22 protein-coding genes are annotated in these 22,848 nt (G+C 69.5%); 8 read left to right on the top strand and 14 right to left on the bottom strand.

The features are described from left to right. Positions 1 to 40: 40 nt before the first annotated feature. Positions 41 to 427 carry a DUF4180 domain-containing protein gene (locus tag MQH31_RS09425; protein ID WP_243011822.1) on the bottom strand — a complete coding sequence of 129 codons (387 nt, stop codon included), beginning with the start codon at positions 425 to 427 and terminating at the stop codon, positions 41 to 43. 126 nt (positions 428 to 553) lie between these two features. On the opposite strand from MQH31_RS09425, the gene MQH31_RS09420 reads away from it, so the two are divergent. From MQH31_RS09420 to MQH31_RS09410, 3 genes are all read left to right on the top strand, one after another. Then, positions 554 to 811: a hypothetical protein gene (locus tag MQH31_RS09420; protein ID WP_134535039.1), complete on the top strand. Its 258-nt coding sequence runs from the start codon at positions 554 to 556 to the stop codon at positions 809 to 811. A 518-nt stretch (positions 812 to 1,329) separates the two neighbouring features. Next, positions 1,330 to 1,812 carry a hypothetical protein gene (locus MQH31_RS09415; RefSeq protein ID WP_243011821.1) on the top strand — a complete coding sequence of 161 codons (483 nt, stop codon included), beginning with the start codon at positions 1,330 to 1,332 and terminating at the stop codon, positions 1,810 to 1,812. Then, a complete protein-coding gene (locus MQH31_RS09410; protein WP_243011820.1) occupies positions 1,809 to 2,285 on the top strand; it encodes a GNAT family N-acetyltransferase in 477 nt (158 codons plus the stop codon). Before MQH31_RS09415 ends, MQH31_RS09410 begins: the two co-directional genes overlap by 4 nt. A gap of 184 nt (positions 2,286 to 2,469) precedes the next feature. On the opposite strand, the gene MQH31_RS09405 is transcribed toward MQH31_RS09410, so the two are convergent. After that, positions 2,470 to 2,838: a DUF1801 domain-containing protein gene (locus MQH31_RS09405; RefSeq protein ID WP_243011819.1), complete on the bottom strand. Its 369-nt coding sequence runs from the start codon at positions 2,836 to 2,838 to the stop codon at positions 2,470 to 2,472. A gap of 85 nt (positions 2,839 to 2,923) precedes the next feature. Between MQH31_RS09405 and MQH31_RS09400 the strand changes: the two genes are divergently transcribed. Then, the gene (locus tag MQH31_RS09400; RefSeq protein ID WP_243011818.1) at positions 2,924 to 3,763 is read left to right on the top strand and encodes a sigma-70 family RNA polymerase sigma factor; all 840 of its coding nucleotides are present in this window, start codon (positions 2,924 to 2,926) and stop codon (positions 3,761 to 3,763) included. Positions 3,764 to 3,877: 114 nt separating this feature from the next. Beyond that, complete coding sequence (locus MQH31_RS09395; RefSeq protein ID WP_243011817.1) at positions 3,878 to 4,114, top strand: hypothetical protein; 237 nt, start codon at positions 3,878 to 3,880, stop codon at positions 4,112 to 4,114. A gap of 57 nt (positions 4,115 to 4,171) precedes the next feature. On the opposite strand, the gene MQH31_RS09390 is transcribed toward MQH31_RS09395, so the two are convergent. Next, positions 4,172 to 4,858 (bottom strand): NUDIX domain-containing protein, encoded by a 687-nt coding sequence (locus MQH31_RS09390; protein WP_243011816.1) that lies wholly within the window; start codon positions 4,856 to 4,858, stop codon positions 4,172 to 4,174. A 168-nt stretch (positions 4,859 to 5,026) separates the two neighbouring features. Here MQH31_RS09390 and MQH31_RS09385 point away from each other — a divergent pair, with 168 nt between their 5' ends. Together MQH31_RS09385 and MQH31_RS09380 are read left to right on the top strand one after the other, a co-directional pair. After that, positions 5,027 to 6,016 carry a DUF389 domain-containing protein gene (locus MQH31_RS09385; RefSeq protein ID WP_243011815.1) on the top strand — a complete coding sequence of 330 codons (990 nt, stop codon included), beginning with the start codon at positions 5,027 to 5,029 and terminating at the stop codon, positions 6,014 to 6,016. 238 nt (positions 6,017 to 6,254) lie between these two features. Continuing rightward, positions 6,255 to 6,839 carry an acyltransferase gene (locus tag MQH31_RS09380; RefSeq protein ID WP_134535047.1) on the top strand — a complete coding sequence of 195 codons (585 nt, stop codon included), beginning with the start codon at positions 6,255 to 6,257 and terminating at the stop codon, positions 6,837 to 6,839. Positions 6,840 to 6,855: 16 nt separating this feature from the next. Here the strand turns inward: MQH31_RS09380 and pip are convergent, their stop codons facing one another. The 10 genes from pip to MQH31_RS09330 all read right to left on the bottom strand — a co-directional run bounded on the left by pip (position 6,856) and on the right by MQH31_RS09330 (position 19,003). Further along, the gene (gene pip / locus MQH31_RS09375; RefSeq protein WP_243011814.1) at positions 6,856 to 7,812 is read right to left on the bottom strand and encodes a prolyl aminopeptidase; all 957 of its coding nucleotides are present in this window, start codon (positions 7,810 to 7,812) and stop codon (positions 6,856 to 6,858) included. Between the two features lie 18 nt (positions 7,813 to 7,830). Continuing rightward, complete coding sequence (locus tag MQH31_RS09370) at positions 7,831 to 8,502, bottom strand: response regulator (protein WP_243012164.1); 672 nt, start codon at positions 8,500 to 8,502, stop codon at positions 7,831 to 7,833. 110 nt (positions 8,503 to 8,612) lie between these two features. Next, positions 8,613 to 9,983 (bottom strand): sensor histidine kinase, encoded by a 1,371-nt coding sequence (locus MQH31_RS09365; RefSeq protein ID WP_243011813.1) that lies wholly within the window; start codon positions 9,981 to 9,983, stop codon positions 8,613 to 8,615. Between the two features lie 95 nt (positions 9,984 to 10,078). Continuing rightward, positions 10,079 to 10,957, bottom strand: a complete 879-nt coding sequence (locus MQH31_RS09360) for an ABC-2 transporter permease family protein (RefSeq protein ID WP_243011812.1) — start codon at positions 10,955 to 10,957, stop codon at positions 10,079 to 10,081. Then, positions 10,954 to 11,967, bottom strand: coding sequence for an ABC transporter ATP-binding protein (locus MQH31_RS09355; RefSeq protein WP_134535052.1), 1,014 nt, complete (start codon positions 11,965 to 11,967; stop codon positions 10,954 to 10,956). The genes MQH31_RS09360 and MQH31_RS09355 overlap by 4 nt, the downstream gene beginning before the upstream one ends. 282 nt (positions 11,968 to 12,249) lie before the next feature. After that, positions 12,250 to 14,346, bottom strand: coding sequence for an acyl-CoA dehydrogenase family protein (locus MQH31_RS09350; RefSeq protein WP_243011811.1), 2,097 nt, complete (start codon positions 14,344 to 14,346; stop codon positions 12,250 to 12,252). A gap of 224 nt (positions 14,347 to 14,570) precedes the next feature. Further along, on the bottom strand, positions 14,571 to 16,610 hold the full coding sequence (gene recQ / locus MQH31_RS09345) for a DNA helicase RecQ (RefSeq protein WP_243011810.1): 2,040 nt from the start codon (positions 16,608 to 16,610) through the stop codon (positions 14,571 to 14,573). Positions 16,611 to 16,747: 137 nt separating this feature from the next. Beyond that, on the bottom strand, positions 16,748 to 17,374 hold the full coding sequence (locus MQH31_RS09340) for a copper resistance CopC family protein (RefSeq protein ID WP_243011809.1): 627 nt from the start codon (positions 17,372 to 17,374) through the stop codon (positions 16,748 to 16,750). 9 nt (positions 17,375 to 17,383) lie between these two features. Then, positions 17,384 to 18,100 carry a YcnI family protein gene (locus MQH31_RS09335; protein WP_243011808.1) on the bottom strand — a complete coding sequence of 239 codons (717 nt, stop codon included), beginning with the start codon at positions 18,098 to 18,100 and terminating at the stop codon, positions 17,384 to 17,386. Positions 18,101 to 18,325: 225 nt separating this feature from the next. Next, positions 18,326 to 19,003, bottom strand: a complete 678-nt coding sequence (locus tag MQH31_RS09330; RefSeq protein WP_243011807.1) for a hypothetical protein — start codon at positions 19,001 to 19,003, stop codon at positions 18,326 to 18,328. A gap of 107 nt (positions 19,004 to 19,110) precedes the next feature. Between MQH31_RS09330 and MQH31_RS09325 the strand changes: the two genes are divergently transcribed. Then, the gene (locus MQH31_RS09325; protein WP_243011806.1) at positions 19,111 to 20,142 is read left to right on the top strand and encodes an EamA family transporter; all 1,032 of its coding nucleotides are present in this window, start codon (positions 19,111 to 19,113) and stop codon (positions 20,140 to 20,142) included. Between the two features lie 190 nt (positions 20,143 to 20,332). On the opposite strand, the gene MQH31_RS09320 is transcribed toward MQH31_RS09325, so the two are convergent. Continuing rightward, positions 20,333 to 22,591 (bottom strand): DEAD/DEAH box helicase, encoded by a 2,259-nt coding sequence (locus tag MQH31_RS09320; RefSeq protein WP_243011805.1) that lies wholly within the window; start codon positions 22,589 to 22,591, stop codon positions 20,333 to 20,335. Positions 22,592 to 22,848: the final 257 nt, after the last annotated feature.

Genomic DNA, 22,848 nt, shown 5'->3' with positions numbered 1-22,848 from the left:
ACACCCGACGAGGGTCAACGGCCAGCCGACCAGACAGGGGTTACTCGGCGCTGTCGGCGATTCTCGGCGCGAGTTTGGCCTCGAGGGCGGCGCGATCGGCGACGAACCAGACGTGCTGGCCACGGTTGGACTCCCAGACGAAGTCGCGGAACGAGTCGCTTCGGGCAACCCATTCGCTCACGTCTCCGAGCACGACAAGCCGCACCTGATAGTTCACCGCCTTCTGGGTGATCTCCCCCGCGAGCCCCGACGACAACCGGAAGAAGTCCGGATCCAGCCGCGCAACCGGGATCGCGAGCAGGTCAGCATGGTCCATCCAGGCGTTCCCGATCAGGTCGGAGGTCTGTTCCGGGGTCGAGATCGCTGGGCCGTCGGCCTCGACGTACAGGACACGAATACTCTCGCCCGATTCCCGTGCACTGGTCATGCCTCGACTGTAGATCGTGCCGGCCCCGAGCGCCGGAGTGTTTCGCGGCGGGCCGCGCACCCCGCACATGTATGCGCGCTACCGTGAAAGCACGACCACAGACATCGGCCTGGAAGGGACACGACCATGCAGAGCGAATTTTTCGCGAAGGTCTTCGGAGACAAGGAAGACCCTCGGCGCCGCCTCGAGGTCATCTTCGGCGGAGTTGCACCGTCAGCTGGACCGCCACCCGCCGCGCGCATGTGGGCGACGACAGTTCTCGCTCGGGCCGGAATTGACCCGGTGAGCAATGACCTCGCCGCGATCACCTGCCTCAGGCGCGCTCAGCCACGATTGACGCTGCGGGCCGCAACCTACCTGGCCAAGGACGCAGCCGTTCGGTAGCGACCGACCTGGCCCACAAGACGGGTCGCTCGAGCGGATGTCCGCGGCTGTGAAAGAACTAGGCTCGGCGGCCTGCGCCCTCGCTCAGAAGTCTCGACATGCCCCAACGCACCGGCAGGAGTCTTTCGGGCGTGCCGAGCTACTCCACGGCGGGCCGGATGCCCGCACCCTCGGGAACGAGGACGATTCGACCGAAGACCGAACCCACATCCAACTGCCGGTGCGCGTCGGCAGCAAGTTCCAGCGTGGGTGGGCTGCATCGCCACGCACGGCAACTCGGCGTGACCACGGACGCGGTCAGGCGGCGAGGGCGGCCTGACATCGGCTACGTTGGGCGGAAGCACAGGTCTGGGAAAACCAGATGACTGTTCGACGCCCGCTCCTTGTCGGTGGGGGCTCGCTCGTCGTCCTGATGGCTGCCTCTGGATGCACGACTGACAGCGCGACGATTCGCCGGCCGTCGGCTGCGGCCGAGACGTCGAACCCTGCCGCTCCAATACCTAACTGAAGGACGAGTCATGCCGCTCCCCCGCTCAGCTCACGCACCGAACGATTTCGACTTCATTATTGGAGACTGGGTCGTGAAACATGAACGGCTGCGCGAGCGGTTCACGGGCTCCGAAGTATGGGACGAGTTCGACGGGCTCTCGTCAACGTCAAAGATCCTCGGAGGCTTCGGCAATCTGGAGGACAACCTTTTGAGGTATCCCGCGGGTGATTCACGTGCTGTCGCCCTGCGTTCCTACAACCCCGGGACGGGGCAGTGGAGCATATGGTGGCTCGACGGCCGCAATCCATCGTCGTTGGACACGCCCGTCACAGGGGCCTTCGAAAACGGGATCGGGACCTTCCTGGCGACCGACACGCTCGATGGAATCCCCATCGTCGTGCGTTTCATTTGGGACTCGACGCGCGAGGACCCGACGTGGGAGCAAGCCTTCTCCACCGACGACGGATCGACGTGGGAAACGAACTGGCGGATGAGGTTCATCGCCGCATGATCCGCCACGGCAGTGCAGAGGACATTGAGGAGTGCGCCGCGCTGTGGGTGAGGGCCTGCGCCGCGCGTGACGGAGTCGCCGTCGCCGGAGTGGCGGAACGAGCCCGACCGAAGTTCGGCCACGTGGAGAGCTGGATCGTAGCCGAAGAGCCCGGCACCGGGATCGTGGGGTTCGTACTCGCGACAAAGCCGCAAAGCGGCCTGCCGACTGATCCGCCTGACGCTGCGGTCGTCAGCCTGCTCGCCATCGCACCCGACGCACAGGGACTCGGGCTCGGCGGCACGCTCCTCGCCCGGGTCGCCGATGCCCTCGCTCGCCGCGGCCATGAGCGCGCCGTTCTGCACGTCCTGGCCGACAACCACCCGGCGGTTCGGCTCTATGAACGTCAGGGGTGGATGCCGTGGGGCGCGCCGTTCCCACACTCGCTTCTGAAACGGCCGACGCAGACGTATCTGCGCGACCTGGGAGCGTAGGCCGCGAGGAGCATCCGCTCACCGTTTGCATCCGGTCTTCGAGCTCGCCCCCTCCACCGACGACGGGTCGACTTGGGAAACGAACTGGCGAATGAGGTCCATCGCCGCCTGATACCGAGCGGGTCAGAGGAGGCCGGCCAGGATCGCCCCGGCGAACGAACGGTGTTTTCCGGTCTGAGCTTGTCTAGGCGGCGTTGAGCGCTACCGCGGCACGGACGAGCGCTTGAAAGGCCGTGGCGTTGATGGTGTCGCCCTCGTGGAGGTCAATGGCTCGCCGCACGTTTGCGTCGAGGCTGGAGTTGAAGAGTTCGTCGGGGTCCTCGAGCGCGGCGCCTTTCGCGAAGGTGAGTTTCACCTTGTCCTTGTAGGTCTCACCCGTGCAGATGAGCCCCTGAAGGCTCCACGTCGGCACGCCGAGCGGGTTGGTCGCCTTCTGCCATTTGGTCTCCTCGACGACGCCGGACTCGGCCGTGAGGATCAGCTCGCGAACGTGGGCGAGCATGTCACCACGCCAGCCGCCGACTCCGGCGATGATCTGCTCTATCGATGACACGGGAATCCGTTGGACCTTTCTGAGGCACGGAGCGAAGCCCGCATGCCTCCCATAGTATGAGACCTCCAATGAAGGCGTGGCGATCATGGACGAGACGGTAGTTTTCGAGCGGGAGCGTCCCAGACTGTTGAGTCTTGCCGGACGCATCCTGCGGGACAACGCAGAGGCCGAGGACATCGTCCAACAGGCCTGGCTTCGACTTCACACCACTGACGCCGAAATCGAGAATCTGCCGGGTTGGCTGACCACGGTCACCACCCGGCTCTGCCTGGACAGACTGCGCGCCGAGAAGCCGATCCTCGTCGAGGACACAACGCTCCCGTCCACGACCACCGATCCCGCCGACGAAGTGGCGCTGGCGGACACTGTCGGGACGGCGCTTCAGGTGGTCTTCGACCGCCTCTCGCCCAATGAGCGTGTGGCTTTCGTGCTTCACGACAGCTTCAGCGTTGACTTTCCCACGATCGCCACGATCCTCGGAAGCACTCCCGCGGCTGCGCGCAAGCTTGCCTCGCGGGCGCGCAGCAAAGTGCGCCCGCATGACATCGGAAGAAGCGGCAGGGCCGACTGGAAGGTCGTCGACGCGTTCCTGGCCGCTGCACGAGAGGGCGATTTTGAGCAGCTCCTGGAACTCCTGGCACCAGGCGTGGTCGTCGCCGGTGATGAAGCGGCCATTGCGACGGGCACACCGACCCGACTCGAGGGGAAGAGCGCTGTCGCTGCGCTGTTCAACGGTGCCGCCAAAGCCGCGCTCCCCGTGTTCATCGACGGTCGCGCGGGTGCCGCGTGGTTCCACCGTGGTTCGGCACGCGTCGCGTTTGATTTCACGATCATCGACGGCGTTGTCGCCCGAATCGACTTCCGCGCCGACCCGGTAGTACTGGCTGCAGTCGTCCGGCGTGAAGCGGGGAAAAGCCGCGGCTGACCGTCACCTGATATCCATCGAGGACGTCAGCGGTCACACTTAGCAATGCTCAACCGTCATACAGGTAGCAGACCCCAGCAGGGGACTGCGCATTCACAGTGAGGATTCGAATCGATGAAGACAATGACCTGCGAGCAGCTAGGCGGACCCTGCCAGGAAACGTTACGTGGCGAAACAGCCGATGACGTCATCAAGGCCCAGAACCAGCACCTCAAAGATGCCGTAAAGGCGGGAGACACCGCGCACGAGCAAGCCCACAACGAGATGAAAGCGCGGTGGAGGCACCCGAAGCAATCGATGGACTGGTACACCTCCACCAAGAAGGAGTTTGCCGAGATCCCGGCGGACTGAGCACGTTCTCCTCCGTGCTGCAGTAGCGTCGCTCCATCTGCAAGCTCGCCGCTCGGTTCAGAAGAGGCCGTTAAGGGCGGCCCACTGCAGGAGGAGCACGGTCTTGCCGTCGACGATGCGGCCGTCGGCCACCATGGCCAGGGCCTCCTGGAAGGGGATTTCCAGGACCTCGATCTCCTCGCCCTCCTCGGGCAGGCCGCCCCCTGGCGATACCCGGTCGGACGGGCCGTAGGCGGCGACGTAGAAGTGCAGGCGCTCGGTGACCGAACCCGGACTCATGTAGAGGTCGAACACGTGCCGCAGCTCCCCGACCCTCACGCCGAGCTCCTCGCTCGCCTCGCGCCGGATTGCGACCTCGGGCGAATCCTCGTCGAGCAGGCCCGCCGCGGTTTCGATGAGCATGCCATCGGGATGGTCGTTGACATAGGCGGGATACCGGAACTGGCGAGTCAGCAGGACGGTCTTGCGATTCGCATCGTAGAGCAGGATCGTGGCGCCGTTGCCGCGGTCGTAGGTTTCACGCTGCTGGCTGGTCTGCTGCCCGTTGCGTCCTCGGTACCGGAAGGTCGTGCGACGCAGAACGTGCCACCCGTCGGAGGTGACTTCGACACGGTCGACGGTGACGTCAGGGTTCCTGTCCAGGTCTGTTCCGACCCGATCCAGGCCGGTTCTGCCCCGGCCGTCCGGCACGTCGACGCCGGGGTGGCCGGGTCCTGGATTCGATGCGAGCGGGGTCCGGGTCATATCCGCAAGCGTACGGCGTCGCGTCTGGCGCGGCCGGGCTCCAGGTGCTCTGGTGCGCCCGCTGTCACCTGCCCCTGCCGCGGATGCACGTTCCTCTCTAGGATCACTGCATGCGCCTACCCATTCCCCGCACGACGGCGCCGCACCCACGATCGCGAGGGACGAATCATGCTCGATGAGGCCCGCTTCAACACCGTCGCGAACATGCGCGCGTCGGTCTTCTTCGACGGCCCGGATGTCCGTAGCCGCTACAGCCGGTTCTGGATGCTGCTCGTGCTGTCCGCGGTCATCGCCTCGGCCGGGATCGTCGGCGACTCCACGGCGACCGTGATCGGCGCGATGATCGTCGCCCCGCTCATGACGCCGATCATGGGCACCATGCTCGCGACCGTGATCGGGGACCGGGCCAACCTCATCCGCTCGCTGCTCCTGGTCGTCGCGGGCGCCGCGACCGCGGTCGCGATCGGGTACGCGGTCGGGTTCCTCGTCGTCAACGACGTGCTCGCCGACACGAACGCGCAGGTCTCCGCCCGGGTCACCCCGGGCCTGATCGACCTGCTCGCGGCCCTCGGCACCGGCGTGGTCGGCTCGGTCGCGCTCGTGCGCAAGGACATCTCGGACACCCTGCCCGGCGTCGCGATCGCGATCTCGCTCGTGCCGCCGCTCGCCGTGGCCGGCCTCACCCTCGAGTCGGGCTCGGTCGCCCAGTCGCTCGGCGCGCTGCTGCTCTTCGTGACCAACGTCGTGGCCATCATCGGCACGGGCGTCGTCGTGATGTCCGTCTACGGCGTGACCCGGCTCGCCCGCGAGCCCCTGGCCGGCGAAGCGCACAGGGGAATGGGCCGCACCGTCGCCCTGCTCACGATCATGTTCGTCGTGATCGGCGTGCCGCTCGCACTCTCCAGCATCGGCATCAGTGCGCGCGCCATCGTCGAGCAGGGCGTCCATCGGGTGGCGGAGACCTGGGCGCAGTCGGTCGGCTGGGAGGTCGACACGGTGAGCACCCGGGACGCCGATGTCTACATCCGCCTCGAAGGCCCTCTCCCGGTGCCCGACACCGCGGCCCTCAAGGCCCAGCTGGATGCCGCAGGCATCGACACGAGCAAGGTCACGGTCAATCTCGTCCCCGTCTACTCGGTCAAGCTCTCCACTCAGTGACGCTCGCACAGGAGCGGATGTCCCCCCGAGGGGTACTAGCGTGTCGCGGCAATTGCGGGGTACGTTCCGTTCGTGACCGCCGGGATCGGCGGCCACGACGCATCCGTTCCTCGTACCGTCCGCTTCCTCCTGTACACCCGAGCACAGGGATTGCCGTGAATACGACCTCACCGCGCCGACTATCGCACCGACCCCGATCAATCACACCGCCCTCCGCCCTGCCGAGAGGAGCCGCCCGATGAACGTCACGGCCCCCGGGGAAGTGGACCCGAGCGCGGTCATCGGCGCGGGCGCACACATCGCCGACCTGGTGCAGGTGCGCGAGTACGCCCGGATCGGACCGGGCAGCATGCTCGGCCGCGGCGCGTACGTCGGACCGGGCGTTGTGGTGGGCCGGAACTGCATCGTGCAGGAATACGCCGTCGTCTACGAGCCCGCGCTGCTCGAAGACGGGGTCTTCGTCGGGGCGGCTGCCGTGTTCACGAACAACCCGCACCCGCGCGCGATCAACGGCGACGGGTCGGCACGGCCCGCCAGCGAACGCTCGACGCTCGGCGTGACGGTGCGCACCGGGGCATCCGTCGGGGCGCACGCCGTGTGCCTCGCGCCCCTGACGATCGGGCGCTGGGCGATGGTGGCCGCCGGCGCCATCGTGACCGCGAACGTGCCCGACTTCGCCCTCATGGTCGGGGTCCCCGCCGAACGGGTGGGCTGGGTCGGCCGCAGCGGCGCGACCCTGGAACACGTCGGCGACGGACTCTGGGTCTGCCCGGCCACCGGGGAACGCTACCGTCAGCACGACGGGCAGCTCACCCTCGAGTGAACCGCCCGTGCGCGGGTCAGTCGGCGAAGCGGTCGGTCGCCTCGATGATCGCGTCGAGGTTGCCGGGTTCCTCGAAGGAGTGCCCGGCGTCGGGGATCATACGGAAGTCGGCCTCCGGCCAGTTCTTGTGCAGCTCCCAGGCGGTGAAGGCGGGCGTGCACATGTCGTAGCGGCCCTGCACGATCACGCCGGGGATCTCGCTCAGCCGACCGGCGTCGCGGATCAGCTGACCGGGTTCGAACCAGCCGAGGTTCCTGAAGTAGTGGTTCTCGATACGCGCGAACGCGACCGCGAAGTCGGGCTCGGTGAACCGGGCGATCGTCGCGGGCTGCTGCAGCAGTGTGATCGTCGACGACTCCCACGTCGACCAGGCCACGCCGGCGCGCTCGCGCACGTAGCGGTCCGGGTCGTGCAGCAGCCGGCCGTATGCCTCGATGAGCTTGCCGCGCTCCTCGACGGGAACCGGCGCGAGGAAGCCCTCCCACAGGTCGGGGTAGATCGCCGCGGCGCCGCCCTCGTAGAACCAGTCGAGTTCGACCGGCCGCAGCGTGAAGATGCCGCGCAGGATGATCTCGGTCACCCGTTCCGGGTGGGTTTCGGCGTAGGCCAGGCCGAGGGAGCTGCCCCAGGATCCGCCGCAGACCTGCCAGCGGTCGATGCCGAGGTGCTCGCGCAGGCGTTCGATGTCGGCGACCAGGTGCCAGGTCGTGTTCGTGCTGAGGTCGGCATCCGCTGCGCTCGCGTGCGGGGTGCTCTTCCCGCAGCCGCGCTGGTCGAAGAGGATGATGCGGTACTTGGCCGGGTCGAACACGCGCCGCTGCTGGGGACTCGATCCGCCGCCGGGGCCGCCGTGCAGGTAGACCGCCGGCTTGCCGTCCGGGTTACCGGATGCCTCCCAGTAGATGGTCTGCCCGTCACCGACCTCGAGCATCCCGGTTTCGTAGGGTTCGAGTTCAGGGTAGAAGGTGCGCATCTTCCGAGCCTACGGCGCTCAGGGGCGGGCCAGGCCCTGTTCGTAGGCGAGGATGACGATGTGCACTCGGTCGCGGAGGCCGAGTTTCTGCAGGATCCGGCCGACGTGCGTCTTCACTGTCGACTCGGAGAGGAAGAACCGCTCGGCGAGTTCGGTGTTGGAGAGGCCCTCCGCGATCGCGAAGAAGACCTCCCGCTCCCGGTCGGTCAGCACGTCGATGCGTGCGGCATCCGCGGCGGAGCCCTCGCCCGCCTCGGCGGCGTCCTCCCCTTCGGCGGGGAGCCGGGAGCCGAACAGCTCGAGCATCCGCCGGGTGACCCGGGGCGAAACGGATGCCTCCCCCGAGGCGACCGCCCGGATCGCGGCGGTGAGTTCGCTCGGTTGGGCGTCCTTGAGGAGGAAGCCGCGAGCGCCGGCCTTGAGGCCGCCGAACGCGTACTCGTCGAGGTCGAAGGTGGTCAGGATGATGATCCGGATCTGGGGGTGTGCCGCGGTGATCAGCCGGGTCGCCTCGATCCCGTCGACGCCGGGCATCCGCACGTCCATCAGGATCACGTCGGGCTGCATGCTCGCGGCGAGCCGCACCGCCGCAGCCCCGTCGCCAGCCTCCGCGACGACCGTGAAGTCGTCCTCGGCCTCGAGCACCATCCGGAAGCCCATCCGGAGCAGGGACTGGTCGTCGACGAGCATGATCCGAGTCTGGGCCGGGGCGGGATCGACCGCGGCGGAGACGGACGCCGGGTCGAGGGCAGCCGGGTTCGTGGCAGCCGGGTTCGTGGCAGCCGGGTCGAGGGAACCGGTCATGCGGGGGCCTGCCCTTCGTCGAGACTCATCGTTGCGCGCACCCGCCAGCCGCCGCCGCGGAGCGGACCGGCCTCGAGGGTGCCGTCGTAGAGGGCGACCCGTTCGCCGAGACCGATGATGCCCCGTCGGCCGCCCACGCTCGGCTGCTCCGCGCGGGAACGGCCGTCGTCGTCGATGATGACCTCGACCCGGCCGGGCGTCGAGGAGAGCCGCACCGAGACGACGCTCGGCTGCGCCGCGTAGCGCAGGGCGTTGGTCAGGGATTCCTGCACGATCCGGTAGATCGTGAGCTGCACGCCCGGGCTGCCGGGCACGCGCCCGCTCAGCTCGAGCCGGGCCGGCAGCCCGGCGGAGCGGAAGGAGTCGACGAGGTCGACGAGCTGGTCGGCGCCGGGCTGCGGGGCGAGTGGGGCGGCGGCACCTGTGGTCGCCATGGCCGACGGAGTGGTGGCCGACGCGCTTCCGGCGCCGAGCCCTGGCGCAGGCTGCCCGGGGGCGGATGCCGCGGCATCCGCCGTCTCCTCGTCGTCGCGGTCGTCACCGAGCACGCCGAGGAGCCTGCGCATCTCGGCCATCGAGCCGCGCCCGGTGGAGGCGACCTCGCGCATGGCGGCGCGGGAGCGTTCGGGGTCGCGGACGGCGAGGGCGTCGGCTCCGTCGGCGAGGGCGACCATGACGGACAGGCTGTGGGCGACGATGTCGTGCAGCTCGCGGGCGATCCGGGCGCGTTCGGAGCTGCGGGCGAGCTGGGCCTGCCGGTCGCGGTCGTGGGCGAGCTGGGCGGCGAGGCTGACGAGCGAGGCGACGTAACGCATCCGGTCGCCCACGCTCACGCCGATGACGGTCGCCACGATGAGCAGGACCGCATCCTGCGAGGCGACGGTGACCCAGGAGATGAACGGGTTGCCGGAACCGAAGTAGGCGCCGAGGGTGGAGATGCCGACCGCGACGGCGAGGCCGATCCAGGCACTGCGCACGTTGCGGTAGACCGCGACCGCGTAGAGGGCGATCATCACGGGCAGGGTGTCGCCCTGGCCGTGGTTCGGGAACGACGGGAGCAGCGCGGTGCACGAGATGGCGAGGGCGAGCAGCGGCGCGTGTCTGCGGAAGAGCAGTGCGCCGGAGATCAGGGCGGTGAGGAGCAGTGCCGAGGCGATGGCGACCGGCGCGGGGCCGCCGCCCGGGCGGGTCGCGTCGATCAGGAGCACGATCGCGGTCGGCACGAGGTAGGCGGCCGCGACGAGGGAATCGACGAGCCAGGGGTGCCGCGCCCAGAACCGGCGGGCGACCCCGGGAGGCGTCGGCAAGCGCAGGCCAGCCCCGTCCGCGACGGGGGTCGCGGCGGGGCTGGGACTGGTGGAGGTCATGCTTGGGACTCTACTTGCTGCGGACTGTGCGGATGCCGGTCACCGGTCGGCGCACCGCCCCGCGCTGCCTGCCCGGTTCCGTTCGACCCTGCCGGTCACGCGTCGCGGCGCTTGAGCAGCACCGCGGCGGAGCCGAGGCTCACGACGACCCAGACGAGGACGATGATCAGGTCGACCGTCCAGTCGAGCGGCACCTGGGCGAACTGGATCAGGCCGAACATGCTGACTCCCGCGGAGGAGATCAGGTACGGGAGCACGTCGGTCGCCCACGTGGCCGGGATCATCTGGAGCACGACCGGGAGGAGCAGGATCACGCCGAGCGCGACCGCGATGCTGCCGGCCCCGCTCCGCACGATCGTGCCGATGCCGAGTGCGAACACCGCGACGAGCGCCAGGTACAGCGCACCACCGAGCACGGGGAAGATGACCTCGGGGGCGAAGAGGCTCGCGTGCAGGCCCTGGCCGTTCGCGATCGCGACCGTGACGGCGTAGGCGGCGATGTTGCTGACGAGGCCGGCGACGAAGGTCGTGACGAACAGCACGAGGGCCTTCGCCCAGAGCGCCGGGAGGCGCTTCGGCACCGCAGTCAGGGTGGACCGGATCATGCCCGTCGTGAACTCGCCGGTAACGACGAGCACGCCGAGCACGGCGACGATGAGCTGGCCGAAGAACACGCCGAAGGTCGAGGCCTGCGCCACGAACCGGGCCTGGTCGGTGCCCGGAACCGTCGCGATGTCGGTCCCGGCGAGGTCGAGCCCGAATGCCATGATCGCGGCAAGGCCCATTGACACGACGAGCAGCACGGCGAAGCACCAGATCGTCGAGCGCACGGTGCTGAGCTTGATCCACTCCGAGCGGATGATGCCGATCGCGTTGAGGTGCGGACCGGTCGGTGTCGGCGCGGGCACGAATTCCGTGCCGATGTCGGCGAGGGTCTCCGGGGTGCCGGCAGCCAGGGTCGTGGGGGTGCTCATCGTGCTGCCTCCTGCAGTTCGGTCTCGCGCGGATCGTCGTTCGCTGCGGCATCCGCTGCGGCGTCTGTCGTGTCGGAATCGTCGTCGCCGAATTCGTCGTCGCCGGTGCCGCCGGTGCGGTACTCGACCTCGTTCTTGGTGAGGGACATGTACGCGTCCTCGAGGGATGCGGTCAGGCTCGTGAGTTCGTGCAGCGCGACGCCGGCCGCTGCGGCCTGGTCGCCGATCTCGGCGGCCGTGATACCCGAGATCTGGAGCACGTCCTGTTCGAGGTTCACGACGGTAACCCCGGCCTGCGCGAGCAGGGTGGCGAGTCTGGTCGCCTGCGGGCTGCGCACGCGGACGGTCGCTCCGCCGGCCTGGCCGATGATCTCGGACACGGGAGCGTCGGCGATGACCCGGCCACGGCCGAGCATGATGATGTGGTCGGCGGTGAGCGCCATCTCACTCATCAGGTGCGAGGAGAGCAGCACGGTGCGGCCTTCGCCGGCGAGGTGCCGCATCAGCTTGCGCACCCACAGCACGCCCTCGGGGTCGAGCCCGTTGACGGGTTCGTCGAGGATCAGGATGCCCGGGTCGCCGAGGAGCGCGGCGGCGATACCGAGGCGCTGGCCCATGCCGAGGGAGAAACCGCCGACGCGCTTGCGGGCGACGGAGGTGAGGCCGGTGAGCTCGATCACGTCGTCGACGCGGCTCGTCGGGATGTTGTGGGTCGCGGCCATCGCGAGCAGGTGGTTGCGCGCCGAGCGGCCGGTGTGGATGGCCTTGGCGTCGAGCAGCACGCCGACCTCGCGGAGCGGGGCGCGGAGGTCCTGGTAGCGCTGCCCGTTGACGAGGACCGTGCCGGAGTCCGGCCGGTCGAGGCCGACGATCATCCGCATGGTCGTGGTCTTGCCCGCGCCGTTCGGGCCGAGCAGGCCCGTCACGGTTCCGGGCTGGATGGTGAAGTCGATCGCGTCGACCGCGACCTTGCTTCCGTAGCGTTTGGTCAGGGACTGTGCCTGAATCATCCGTCTCCTCATTCGCATCGTTGGCGGGGCCGGACGTCGGTGGACGTCGGCCCCGCACTCACGATACGCAGGGCGCCTCCCGGGGCGCATCGGCCGAACGGATGCTTACCGGCCGTTGTGCGTGGTACCCCGGTACGACGGCCGCGCTCCCGCGCGCCCGCAGCGCAGCATCCGCCGCCGCGCCGGTTTGCGCACGTCGCACCCGAAACGGCGGGCGCGGGCTGCCGAAACCGGCGCGGCGGCGATCTCGACGGATGCGTCCGCGCCGGTTTTGGCAGGCCGCTACTTCTTGCGCGGGGCCTTCTCGTCTGCCGGGGCGTTGCCGGAGGCGCGCAGCGCGGTGTAGTACTCGCGCGCTTCGTCCTGGCGTTCCTGCTCCGCTCCGGAGGCGATCTTCGCGCGCAGGTGCTCGGGGCTGTACCCGAACGAGTCCACGAGGTCCTGGGCGAAGGGGCGCAGGCGGGCGATGATCCGGTCGATGTAGGCCGTCACCGACTGGGCGCGCTGGGCGGACAGGCGTCCGTTGATCAGGTACCAGGCGAGGTGCTTCTCGACGAGTCCGAGCCCGAACAGGTCGCGCAGCCAGGTCAGCACCTGCTTGTTGCCGGCATCCGTCGTGTGCTCGACGGCGCGGGTGAACGCCTCCCACTGCAGGAGCTCGCCGTGCGCGCGGGCCGCCTCGATGAGTTCGTCCTGGTGCGAGTTGAACAGGTCGGCGGATTGCTGCGGGGACAGCTTGCTCGCCGGGCGGAGCTTGCCGGCGATGTCGCGGATCATGGTCTCGACCCGGTCGGTGAGCAGCTCCCGCTGCACGTTCGTCTCGCGGAGCTGGCCGACCGATCGCGCGGTCGAACCGAAGTCGGCGACGGCCTGGCCGAGGGTGCGGAGGCCGGTGTTGTGCAGGGCACGGTCGGTGGCCTGCTGCACGACGTAGCGGGCCAGGACCCCGCTGCCGGCGTCGGCGAACTTGCGGCTGAAGTCGGTGAGGAGCCGCTTGGCGACGAGCTGGAGCAGGACGGTGTTGTCGCCCTCGAAGGTCACGTAGACGTCGAGGTCGGCGCGGAGGCCGACGAGGCGGTTCTCGGCGAGGAAGCCGGCGCCGCCGCAGGCCTCGCGGGCCTCCTGGATGGTGTCCAGTGCTGCCCAGCTCGAGAGCGGCTTGAGGGCTGCGGCGAGGGTTTCCAGGTCCTGGCGGTCGGCATCCGTGTCTGCGACGCCGCTGAAGACCTTGTCGAAGGCGACCAGGAACTCGTCGTGGGCGAAGGTCTGCGCGTAGGTGGTCGCGATGCGCGGCAGGAGCCGGCGCTGGTGGCGCTGGTAGTCGAGGATGACCTGCTCGGCCTCGCCGCCGGCGGTGAACTGGCGGCGCTGGCTGCCGTAGGTGACGGCGATGGTGAGGGCCATGGCGGATGCCTGGGTCGCGGCCCCGTCGAGGGACACCCGGCCCTGTACGAGGGTTCCGAGCATCGTGAAGAACCGGCGGCCGGGGCTCGAAATGGCGCTCGAGTACGTGCCGTCTTCGGCGACGTCGCCGTAGCGGTTGAGCAGGTTCTCGCGGGGGATGCGGACGTGGTCGAAGGCGAGCCTGCCGTTGTCGATGCCGTTGAGGCCGCCCTTGAGGCCGTCGTCCTCGCCGCTGACGCCCGGCAGGAATGCGCCGGTCTCGTCGCGGAGGGGCATCCAGAAGGCGTGGACGCCGTGGTTCACGCCGCCCGTGATGAGCTGGGCGAAGAGCACGGCCGCGATGCCGTCGTTCGCGGCGTTGCCGAGGTAGTCCTTCCACGCTGCGCGGAACGGGGTGTGCACGACGAATTCCTGGGTCTCCGGGTCGTAGGTCGCCGTGGTGGCGATGCTCGCGACGTCGGAGCCGTGGCCGGTCTCTGTCATCGCGAAGACGCCGGGGGTGGCGAGGCTCATGATGCCGGGCAGGTAAGCGTCGTGGTGCGTGCGGGTGCCGAGGTGCATCACGGCGGAGCCGAAGAGGCCCCACTGCACGCCGGCCTTGATCTGCAGGCTCGGGTCGGCGGTGACGAGTTCTTCGAACCCGGCGATGTTGCCGCCGTGGTTGTCTTCGCCGCCGAGGTGCACCGGGAAGGCGCGGTGCACGTGGCCCTCCGCGGCGAGGATCTTCAGCTGCTCGAGCACGCGCAGGCGGTGCTCGGCCATCGAGAGGCCGGGTACGCCCTGGAGCTCGGGGCGGGCGGTGAGCTTTCGGGCCTCGATCCGGATCTCCGGCCAGCTGCCGAGCAACTGGCGGCTGAGCGCCGCGACGTTGATCGAGGGAATCGGGGTGAAGGTGCCGGTGGGGGCGGGTTTAGGGGCGACCGGGGAGGGCGTCGCCGGTGTCAGAGGTGCGGAGCGCTGGGCAGTGTCAACCATCGTTGGTCCTTTGTTCTCGCTCGAACTCGAAATTTTCTACGCGGACGTTGTCTACAGAGATTTTTTGCAGGCAGAATTTTTCTACACACTAGGGCGGGTCGGCGAGGGCCGGAAATAGTGCATGACGAGGCTACAAAGGCGGGTGCCGAGCCCGGCATCCGCCTTGTAGCTTTCCACAGGTGCCGCGCCCGAACGAGTGCCCTTAGGCACAAAGGCGAGAAATCCTAAGCGGATGCCGCGGCGACGACCTCGAGGACGCCTTCCCCGTAGGCCTCGAGTTTCTTGGCGCCGACCCCGGAGATGCCGTCGAGGTCGCCGACGCTGCCGGGGTTCGCGACGGCGATCGCGATCAGGGTCGCGTCGCCGAAGACGATGTACGCGGGAACGCCCTGCTCCTTCGACACGGCCGAGCGCCAGGCCCGGAGTGCCTGGAACAGCGCCTCCTGCTGCGGGGTGAGATCGGTGGCCGCGGCCTTCGCGGCGCCGGTGCGGGCGGAGGACGTCGACCGGGCGGCGCGCTCGGGTTCGCTGCGGAGTTCGACGGTGCGGTGGCCGCCGAGCACCTCGGTGGCGACCGGGGTGAGCACGAGGGTGCCGTATTCGCCGGAGGTGGCGAGGATGCCCTGGGCGAGCAGCTGGCGCACGACGCCGCGCCACTGCTGGTCGGACAGGTCGGCGCCGATGCCCCAGGTCGCGAGCTGTTCGTGGTGGTGCTGGGTGGTGCGCGGGGTGGTCTTGCCGCGGAGGATGTCGACGATCTGGCCGGCGCCGAAACGTTGGTTGCGCTCGCGGAGCAGCCGCACGATGGTGGAGAGCAGTTTCTGGGCCGGCACGGTGCCGTCCCAGCCGACGGGCGGTTCGAGGCAGGTGTCGCAGTTGCCGCAGGGTTCGCTCGCCTGGCCGAAGTAGCGCAGCAGGTTGACCCTGCGGCAGTGCACCGTCTCGCAGAGGGCGAGCATGGCGTCGAGGTGGGCGGAGAGCTTGCGGCGGTGGGCGAGGTCGCCGGGCGACTCGTCGATCATGCGGCGCTGCTGCACGACGTCCTGCAGGCCGTAGGCGAGCCAGCCGGTCGAGGGCAGGCCGTCGCGGCCGGCGCGGCCGGTCTCCTGGTAGTAGCCCTCGACGGACTTCGGCAGGTCGATGTGGGCGACGAAGCGCACGTCGGGCTTGTCGATGCCCATGCCGAACGCGATCGTCGCGACGATGATCACGCCCTCCTCGCGGAGGAACCGGGACTGGTTGCGGGCGCGCACGGCCTGGTCGAGGCCGGCGTGGTACGGCAGGGCGTTGAGGCCGTTGGCGCGCAGGAATTCGGCGGTCGCCTCGACGCTCTTGCGGCTGAGCGCGTAGACGATCCCGGCATCGTGCGGGTGCTCCGTCTTGATGAAGGAGAGCAGTTGCTTGCGGGGTTCGGCCTTCGCGACGATCCGGTACTGGATGTTCGGACGGTCGAAGCTCGCGACGAAGTGCCGCGCGCCCTCGAGTTGCAGGCGCTGCGTGAGTTCCTGGTGGGTCGCATCCGTCGCCGTGGCGGTGAGGGCGATGCGCGGCACGTCGGGCCAGCGGTCGGCGAGCTCGGACAGGGCGAGGTAGTCGGGGCGGAAGTCGTGGCCCCACTGCGAGACGCAGTGGGCCTCGTCGATGGCGAAGAGCGCGATGGTGCCGCGTTCGAGGAAGCGCTTGGTGGCCTCGGAGGACAGCCGTTCGGGGGCGACGTAGAGCAAGTCGAGGTTGCCGGCGAGGTAGTCGCGTTCGACGCGGGAGCGTTCGGCGGAGTCCTGGCTCGAGTTGAGGAATTCGGCGCGGACACCGACGGCAGTGAGGGCGTCGACCTGGTCTTGCATGAGGGCGATCAGCGGGGAGATGACGATGCCGGTGCCCTCGCGCACGAGGGACGGGATCTGGTAGCAGAGGCTCTTGCCGCCGCCGGTGGGCATCAGGACGACGGCGTCGCCGCCCCCGATGACCTGGTCGATGATGGCGGCCTGCTCGCCGCGGAACGAGTCGTAGCCGAACACCGTGCGAAGGGCATCCGCTGCGGTCGCGAACTTCGCCGTGGCGCGGCGGGGCGGGACTGATGCCTGTGCGAACGCGCCCGCGGATGCCGCGCGCCGCGGGGCACCGGCTCCCGGGCCGTTGCCGTCGCCGGCACCCTCGCCCGCTCCGTAGTCCGGGGGCGGCGGAGCGTCGTAGTCCTCCGGTGCATCGCGGTCGTCGGGCACCCACTCGTCCGGTTCACGGGGCAGTTCGGCAGTCCAACTCACCCCGCGAGTCTACCGGCGACCCCGGACACGCTCGCCGGCTTTCCCCACCCCGCCCGTCTCGCGAGAGTACGAAAAGTGCCCCTTCCCGGAGCGGGAAGGGGCACTTTCTCCGCTCTCGCGGCAATGGGTGGGGCGGGTTAGGGGGTGGGGCGGCGACGGGTGAGGAGGAGGGTGGCGGCTACGGCGAGGATGACGGCAGCGGCCGCGCCGCCGATCCAGAGCAGGTCGGTGGAGGCGACCGCGCCTTGCGCGGCGCCGGAGGAGGCGGAGGGGGCGGATGCTGCGGGGGTGTCCGTGGGGGTGGTCGTGCCGCAGGTCGGGGCGGCGGCGAGGCCTGGCGCCAGGACCTGGCCGGCTGCGGGCTGCCACGTGAAGGTGTAGCTGCCCGAGACGGGGTGCCCGTCGGTCGAGACGACCTGCCAGGTCACGGTGTACTCCCCCGGCTGGCCGAGCTGGGCCGTGGTCTCGAGTTTCGCGCCGAAAAGTGTCACGCAGCCGTCGCCGTAATAGAGAGGTGCGTCGGTCGGACCGCTGATCCGCATGGCGTTGCCGGTTCCGGTGCCGTCGAGGTTCAGCAGGGTGTCGTTCGTGGTGAGGGTGAAGTGGCCGGGCTGCTCGGTCACGACGGAGTTCTCCGCGGGCGCGTACCCGACCGGGTAGTTGTGCGCGGACGCCGGGGCGGCGGAGAACCCCAGCGCCGCGGCCACCACGGCCGCGACGCCGAGCGCGCGCAGGGACCAGTCGCGGACGTGGTTGCGTCGCATGGTTCTCTCCTAGGCCGAGTGCTTGCGACGGGCGGTGATCGCGAGCACGAGACCGACGACGCCGACGACGAGGCCGCCGACTCCGAGCACCCGAGCGAGCACGTCGGGGGCGGATGCCGCGGCATCCGTCGCTTCGGAACTCGCCTCGGCCGTGGTGTCGGTGTGGGCGGCGCCGTGCTCATCGGAAGCGACGGCCGCGGTGACCGCGATCGACGGCGCCGGGTGCTCCGGCTCGGCCTCCCCCTCGACGGTGTGCGCGTCCCAGTTCGTCGAACCGGTGACACAGGTCTGAACGACGGGGAACTCGAGGGTCGTGCCCGCGGCATCCGCCGGCAGCATCAGGCTGAGGTCGAAGGTCGTGCGCAGGCCATCGGCCATCGGGGTGATCGCCGTGTACACGACGCCACCGATGCGGGTCGTGATCGAGTTGCCGTCGTCGTCGGTGATCGGGGTCGCGAGCGGGGTCTCGGTCTTCGCGACCGTCCAGAGCGGGTTGACGGTCGGCGTCACGCTCGCGATGCTCTCCGGGATCGCGATGCTGATGGAGGTCGTCGGCGAGCCTGCGCAGCCGTGCGGGAGCGCGAAGCTCAGCACGGTGTACGAGCCGGCCGCGGCCGACGACGGGTCGATCTCGATGTGCGCGCTCGCGGAGAGTGGCGCGGCGAGGGCGAGAATGCCGCCGGCAAGCAGGGCGGATGCCGCGAGGGCGGTGGTCTTGAACGTCATGGTGGTTCCTTAAGAATGGGTGAATCGGATGCGACACCGAACAGGAGGGCGAGCGGGCGAACGGCGGCGAAGCCGATCGCTGCGTCTGACCGTGGTTCGGAGCGGCAGGGGAAACGGTCTGGTGCTGGGTGCGGGCTGCGTGCTGCAGGCTGCGCCGCGCGGATCAGCGGTGCGGGGCCCGGCGATCGTGCGCGAAGCCGCGCTCTCGGAGGATCGCGGGGTGAGTCAGCAGGGACGCAGGGTCGCCGGCGGGCCGCGGTGCCGCATCACGGACAGGAGCACCCCCAGGTCTCGGGGCAGGAAGACGAACGCCGGCGCCGGGGCGCGGTGCGCCGCGCGCGTGCGAATCGGCACGGCACCGGCGACGAGGACCCTGCGGACGACGAGGCGCGCGGCCGCGACGAGGATGTCGAGCGCGCGTTCCCCGTGCCGCAGGGCGACGATCGTCACGACGGCCGCCAGCAGGTGCGCGAGCCACATCAGGGCGGCGTCGAGCGGGGCCGCGGACATGCCGGCCATCGGCAGGGCGGAGTGGGCACCGGACAGTCCGGGCGCAGCTGTCGCCCCCGACTGCACCGAGAGCAGGGCGGAACCGGCCGCGTGGCTGTGGGCGGGCAGGGTGCCGGCCGGGGCATCCGCCTGGAGGGCACCGCCGGGCGTGCCGAGGGAGAACAGGCCGTGGAAGATCAGCTGGCTCGCGAGCACGGCCGTCGCGGAGCGCCAGAGCGAGGCCGTGCGGCCGGCGAGGCCGATGCAGACGATGCCGGCGAACGCGAGGGAGACGACGACCGGGAGGAGACCGGGGGCAGCCCCGCCGCCGAGGGTGTGCGAGAGCGCCGCGACGAAGGTCGCGAAACCCGCGATCGCCCAGCCGCGGACGAAGCGCGTCCAGCGTGCGGTCATTGTCCCTCCTTCGGCCGTGTGGCTCCCACCATACCGGTGCCGGAATCGGCACCGGTGCCCGGGAAGTTCGCAGGCCTGTGCCGACGCACGGCACTCGCCTAGGCTGGATGCCTATGCTCACCGCCCTGGTCGGACTCGCCGGCGCCCTCATCTACGGGAGCGCCGACTTTCTCGGCGGTCTCGCGGCCAAGCGGCTCAGCTCGGTGCTCGTGACCGCAATCGCGGCGAGCTCCGGGCTGGTCGTCCTGCTCGGTGCCCTGCCGTTCGTCGGCGGCGTCTGGTCGCCGGATGCCGTGCTCTGGGGCGCACTCTCCGGCGTGACCGGGGCGATCGCGATCTCCCTGCTGTACGCGTGCCTCGCGATCGGTCCGATGAGCATCCTCTCGCCCCTGACCGCCGTGGTCTCGGCGGTCGTCCCGATGACCGCCGGTCTCGTCGGCGGCGAACGTCTCGCCCCGGTCGGATACGCCGCCCTCGGCCTCGCCCTCGTCGCGGTCGTGCTCGTCGGCTTCGTGCCGGAGAAGGGCGCGGTTCGGCCGACGACGCTCGGGTTGCTGATGGCGATCGGGTCCGGCATCATGATCGGCGCGTTCCTGATCCTGATCGACCTGACGCCCGACGACAGCGGACTCGTGCCGCTCGTGCTCAACCGGGCGGTCAACGCCGCGATCATGTTCTCGATCGTGGGCGTGCTCGCGTTCGTCGCCGCGCGTCGGCGGCGGGTGCTCGCCGGGGTCGGCGCGACCGGCGGCGATGCGAGCGGAATGAGCAGCAGCGTGGGCAGCAGCGCCGGCCGTGTCGGGAGCGATGCCGCCTCCGGTTTCGAGGCCACGGATGCTGTGGCTCGCGCAACAGACCCGGCCGCGGTTCCCGAGCACACCGGCCGGCGCACCCGGTCCACCCTCACGATCGGCCTCACACTGGCCGCGGTCTGCGGTGTCATCGACGTCGCGGCGAACCTGCTTCTGCTCATCGGGATCCGGATTGGGGACCTCAGCGTGATCAGCGTGCTGACCGCGATGTACCCGGCCGGGACGATCCTGCTGGCTGCGGTCGTGCTCAAGGAACGGATCGCACCCGTGCAGTGGGTCGGCCTCGGTCTCGCGCTCGCGGCGGCCGCGATGCTCGCACTCGCCTGACCCGCGGCATCCGCTCACCCACGCCACGCGCCGCGCCGCCCTTCCCCCGCCGCGCCCACCGTGAGGTGTCGCGAATCGAGGTTCATCCGCCCCGGGAACCTCGATGTGCGACACCTCAGCGGGGACGGGCGGGGGTTAACGAGCGCAGGGCACCCACCGGATGGTGGATGCCCTGCGGGCGGTGCGGGTGTTACAGGCCGGCGAGCTCGCGCACGGCCGCGTCGCCGGGGGCGGCGTTCATGAAGCTGGCTTCGATGTCGGCGCGCTCGAGGAGCTCGTCCATGCGACGACGACGCTGCTTCGGGATGAGCGTCACGACGGTGCCGGACTTGCCTGCACGGCCGGTACGACCGGAACGGTGCAGGTAGGTCTTGTACTCGTCGGGGGCGTCGGCCTGGATGACCAGGTCGATGTCGTCCACGTGGATGCCGCGGGCCGCGACATCCGTTGCCACCAGCACGTTGACGCGACCGCTGGTCAGCATCTGCAGGTTGCGGGTACGGCGGGCCTGGTTCAGGTCGCCGTGCAGGCTCGTCGCCTTCACGCCGGCGTCTTCGAGCTGCTCGGCGAGCTGCTCGGCGTACGCACGGGTGCGGGAAAAGATGAGCGTCTTGCCCTGGCGGTCGACGAGCTGGCCGATGATGGCGCTCTTGTCGCGGTGCTCGATGACGAGGACCTTGTGGTCGATCGTGGAGGAGGCCTGGTCTTCACCGGCGACCTCGTGGACGGCCGGGTTCGTCAGGAACTCCTTGACGAGCGAGGCGACACCCTTGTCGAGGGTTGCCGAGAAGAGCAGCTTCTGGCCGCCCTTTTTGGTCTGACGCAGGATGCGCTGGACGGGCTCGAGGAAGCCCAGGTCGCACATGTAGTCGGCCTCGTCGAGGACGGTGACGACAACCTCGCTGAGGTCGAGGCGACCCTGTTCGATGAGGTCCTCGATGCGACCGGCGGTGCCGATGATGATGTCCACGCCGCGCTGGAGGGCGCTGACCTGGCGGTACTGCGGAACGCCGCCGTAGATCTGGGTGGTGAAGAGGCCGACGCTGCGGGCGATGGGCTGCACGGTGCGGTCGATCTGGAGGGCGAGCTCGCGGGTCGGGGCCAGGATGAGCGCGCGGGGCTTGCGGGCCATCTTGCGGTCCTTGGCGCCGTTGTTCTCCATCAGCTTCTCCACGAGGGGAGCGCCGAAGGCGATCGTCTTGCCGGAGCCGGTCTTGCCACGGCCGAGCACGTCGCGCCCGGCGAGCACGTCCGGGATGGTCGCGGCCTGGATCGGGAACGGGCTGGCGGCACCGAGGGCGCCGAGTTCGCGGACGATGTTCTCGCCCAGGCCCAGGTCGCCGAAGGTCACGCCGACAACTTCAGCTGCCGTGGTCGCGATGGCTTCGAGGCGCTCGAGGACGACGTCATCACCGGAGGCGAAGTGCGCCTTGGTGTCGCGGCTCGGGTAGAAGTTGCTGGAGTGGCCGCCGTCGTCGTGCGCGGAACGGTTGCTGCGGTCGGAGTGCGAACGGTCGGGACGGTCACCGTAGGAGGGACGGTCGGACCTCTCGGTGCGAGCCGCACGGTCGGGACGGTCACCGTAGGAGGGACGCTCGGTGCGGGCCGGACGGTCACCGTAGGACGGGCGGTCGGAGTGCGAACGCTCGGGACGGTCACCGTACGAGGGACGCTCGGTGCGGGCCGGACGGTCGCCATAAGACGGACGCTCGGTGCGCGCAGCACGGTCGCCGTAGGACGGACGGTCGTTGTTGTACGCCGGACGGTCAGTGCGGGGACGGTCGTTGTTGTACGCGGGACGGTCGTTGCTGCGGGCGGGACGGTCGCCGTAGGACGGACGGTCGTTGTTGTACGCCGGACGGTCGGTACGGGGACGGTCGTTGTTGTACGCGGGACGGTCGTTGCTGCGGGCGGGACGGTCGCCGTAGGACGGACGGTCCTTGTTGTAGGCCGGACGGTCGTTGCTGCGGGCCGGACGGTCACCGTAGGACGGACGGTCGTTGTTGTACGACGGACGGTCCGTGCGGGGACGGTCGCTGTTGTACGACGGGCGCTCCGAGCGGGCGTTGTACGTCGGGCGATCGGTGTTGCTGTGCGTCGGGCGATCGGTGCGCGAGGCGCCGTTGTACGACGGACGGTCGTTGTTGTAGGACGGGCGGTCGTTGCCGCGGGCCGGCCGGTCGCCGTAGGCGGGACGGTCGTTGCTGCGGGCCGGACGGTCGCCATAGGCCGGGCGGTCGTTGGCGGGTCGTCCCGCGGCGCGGTCGGCGCGTTCGCCGGCGTTCCAGCGGGCCTTCTTGGGGGCGCCCGCATCGGCCTGGTAGCCGCGGTGACCCGGGCTCTTGCTGCCGTTGTTGGATCCTCCGCGGGAGGGTCCGCCCTTGGCGGCGTACTTCGGGTCGAAGTTCTTGTTGGATCGACTGACAGCCGGATTGTTGCTCGTAGGCATAGAAAATTCCTGGGTTGTATTGGGTACATGGCAGAACAACGACGCACACGCGTCGCAACCTGAGAACCCGGGCAGTCTATGGCCGGGGCCGTTCACATACAGTGATTTTTCACCAGCGGATTACTGGGAAACCGGCCCATCCTGACTTACAAACCCATCCGCGCATACAAGTGCACACGGTGTCAAGAGCCGACCTGACTACGTTACCGGATAGACACTGAAATGTCACGGACCAGTTTCAGGGGCCGCCGAACTAA

Origin of the sequence: Cryobacterium zhongshanensis (assembly GCF_022760445.1) — a bacterium.
In the GTDB taxonomy this organism is placed as follows: domain Bacteria; phylum Actinomycetota; class Actinomycetes; order Actinomycetales; family Microbacteriaceae; genus Cryobacterium; species Cryobacterium algoricola.
This window is presented reverse-complemented; position numbering and strand designations above follow the sequence as displayed.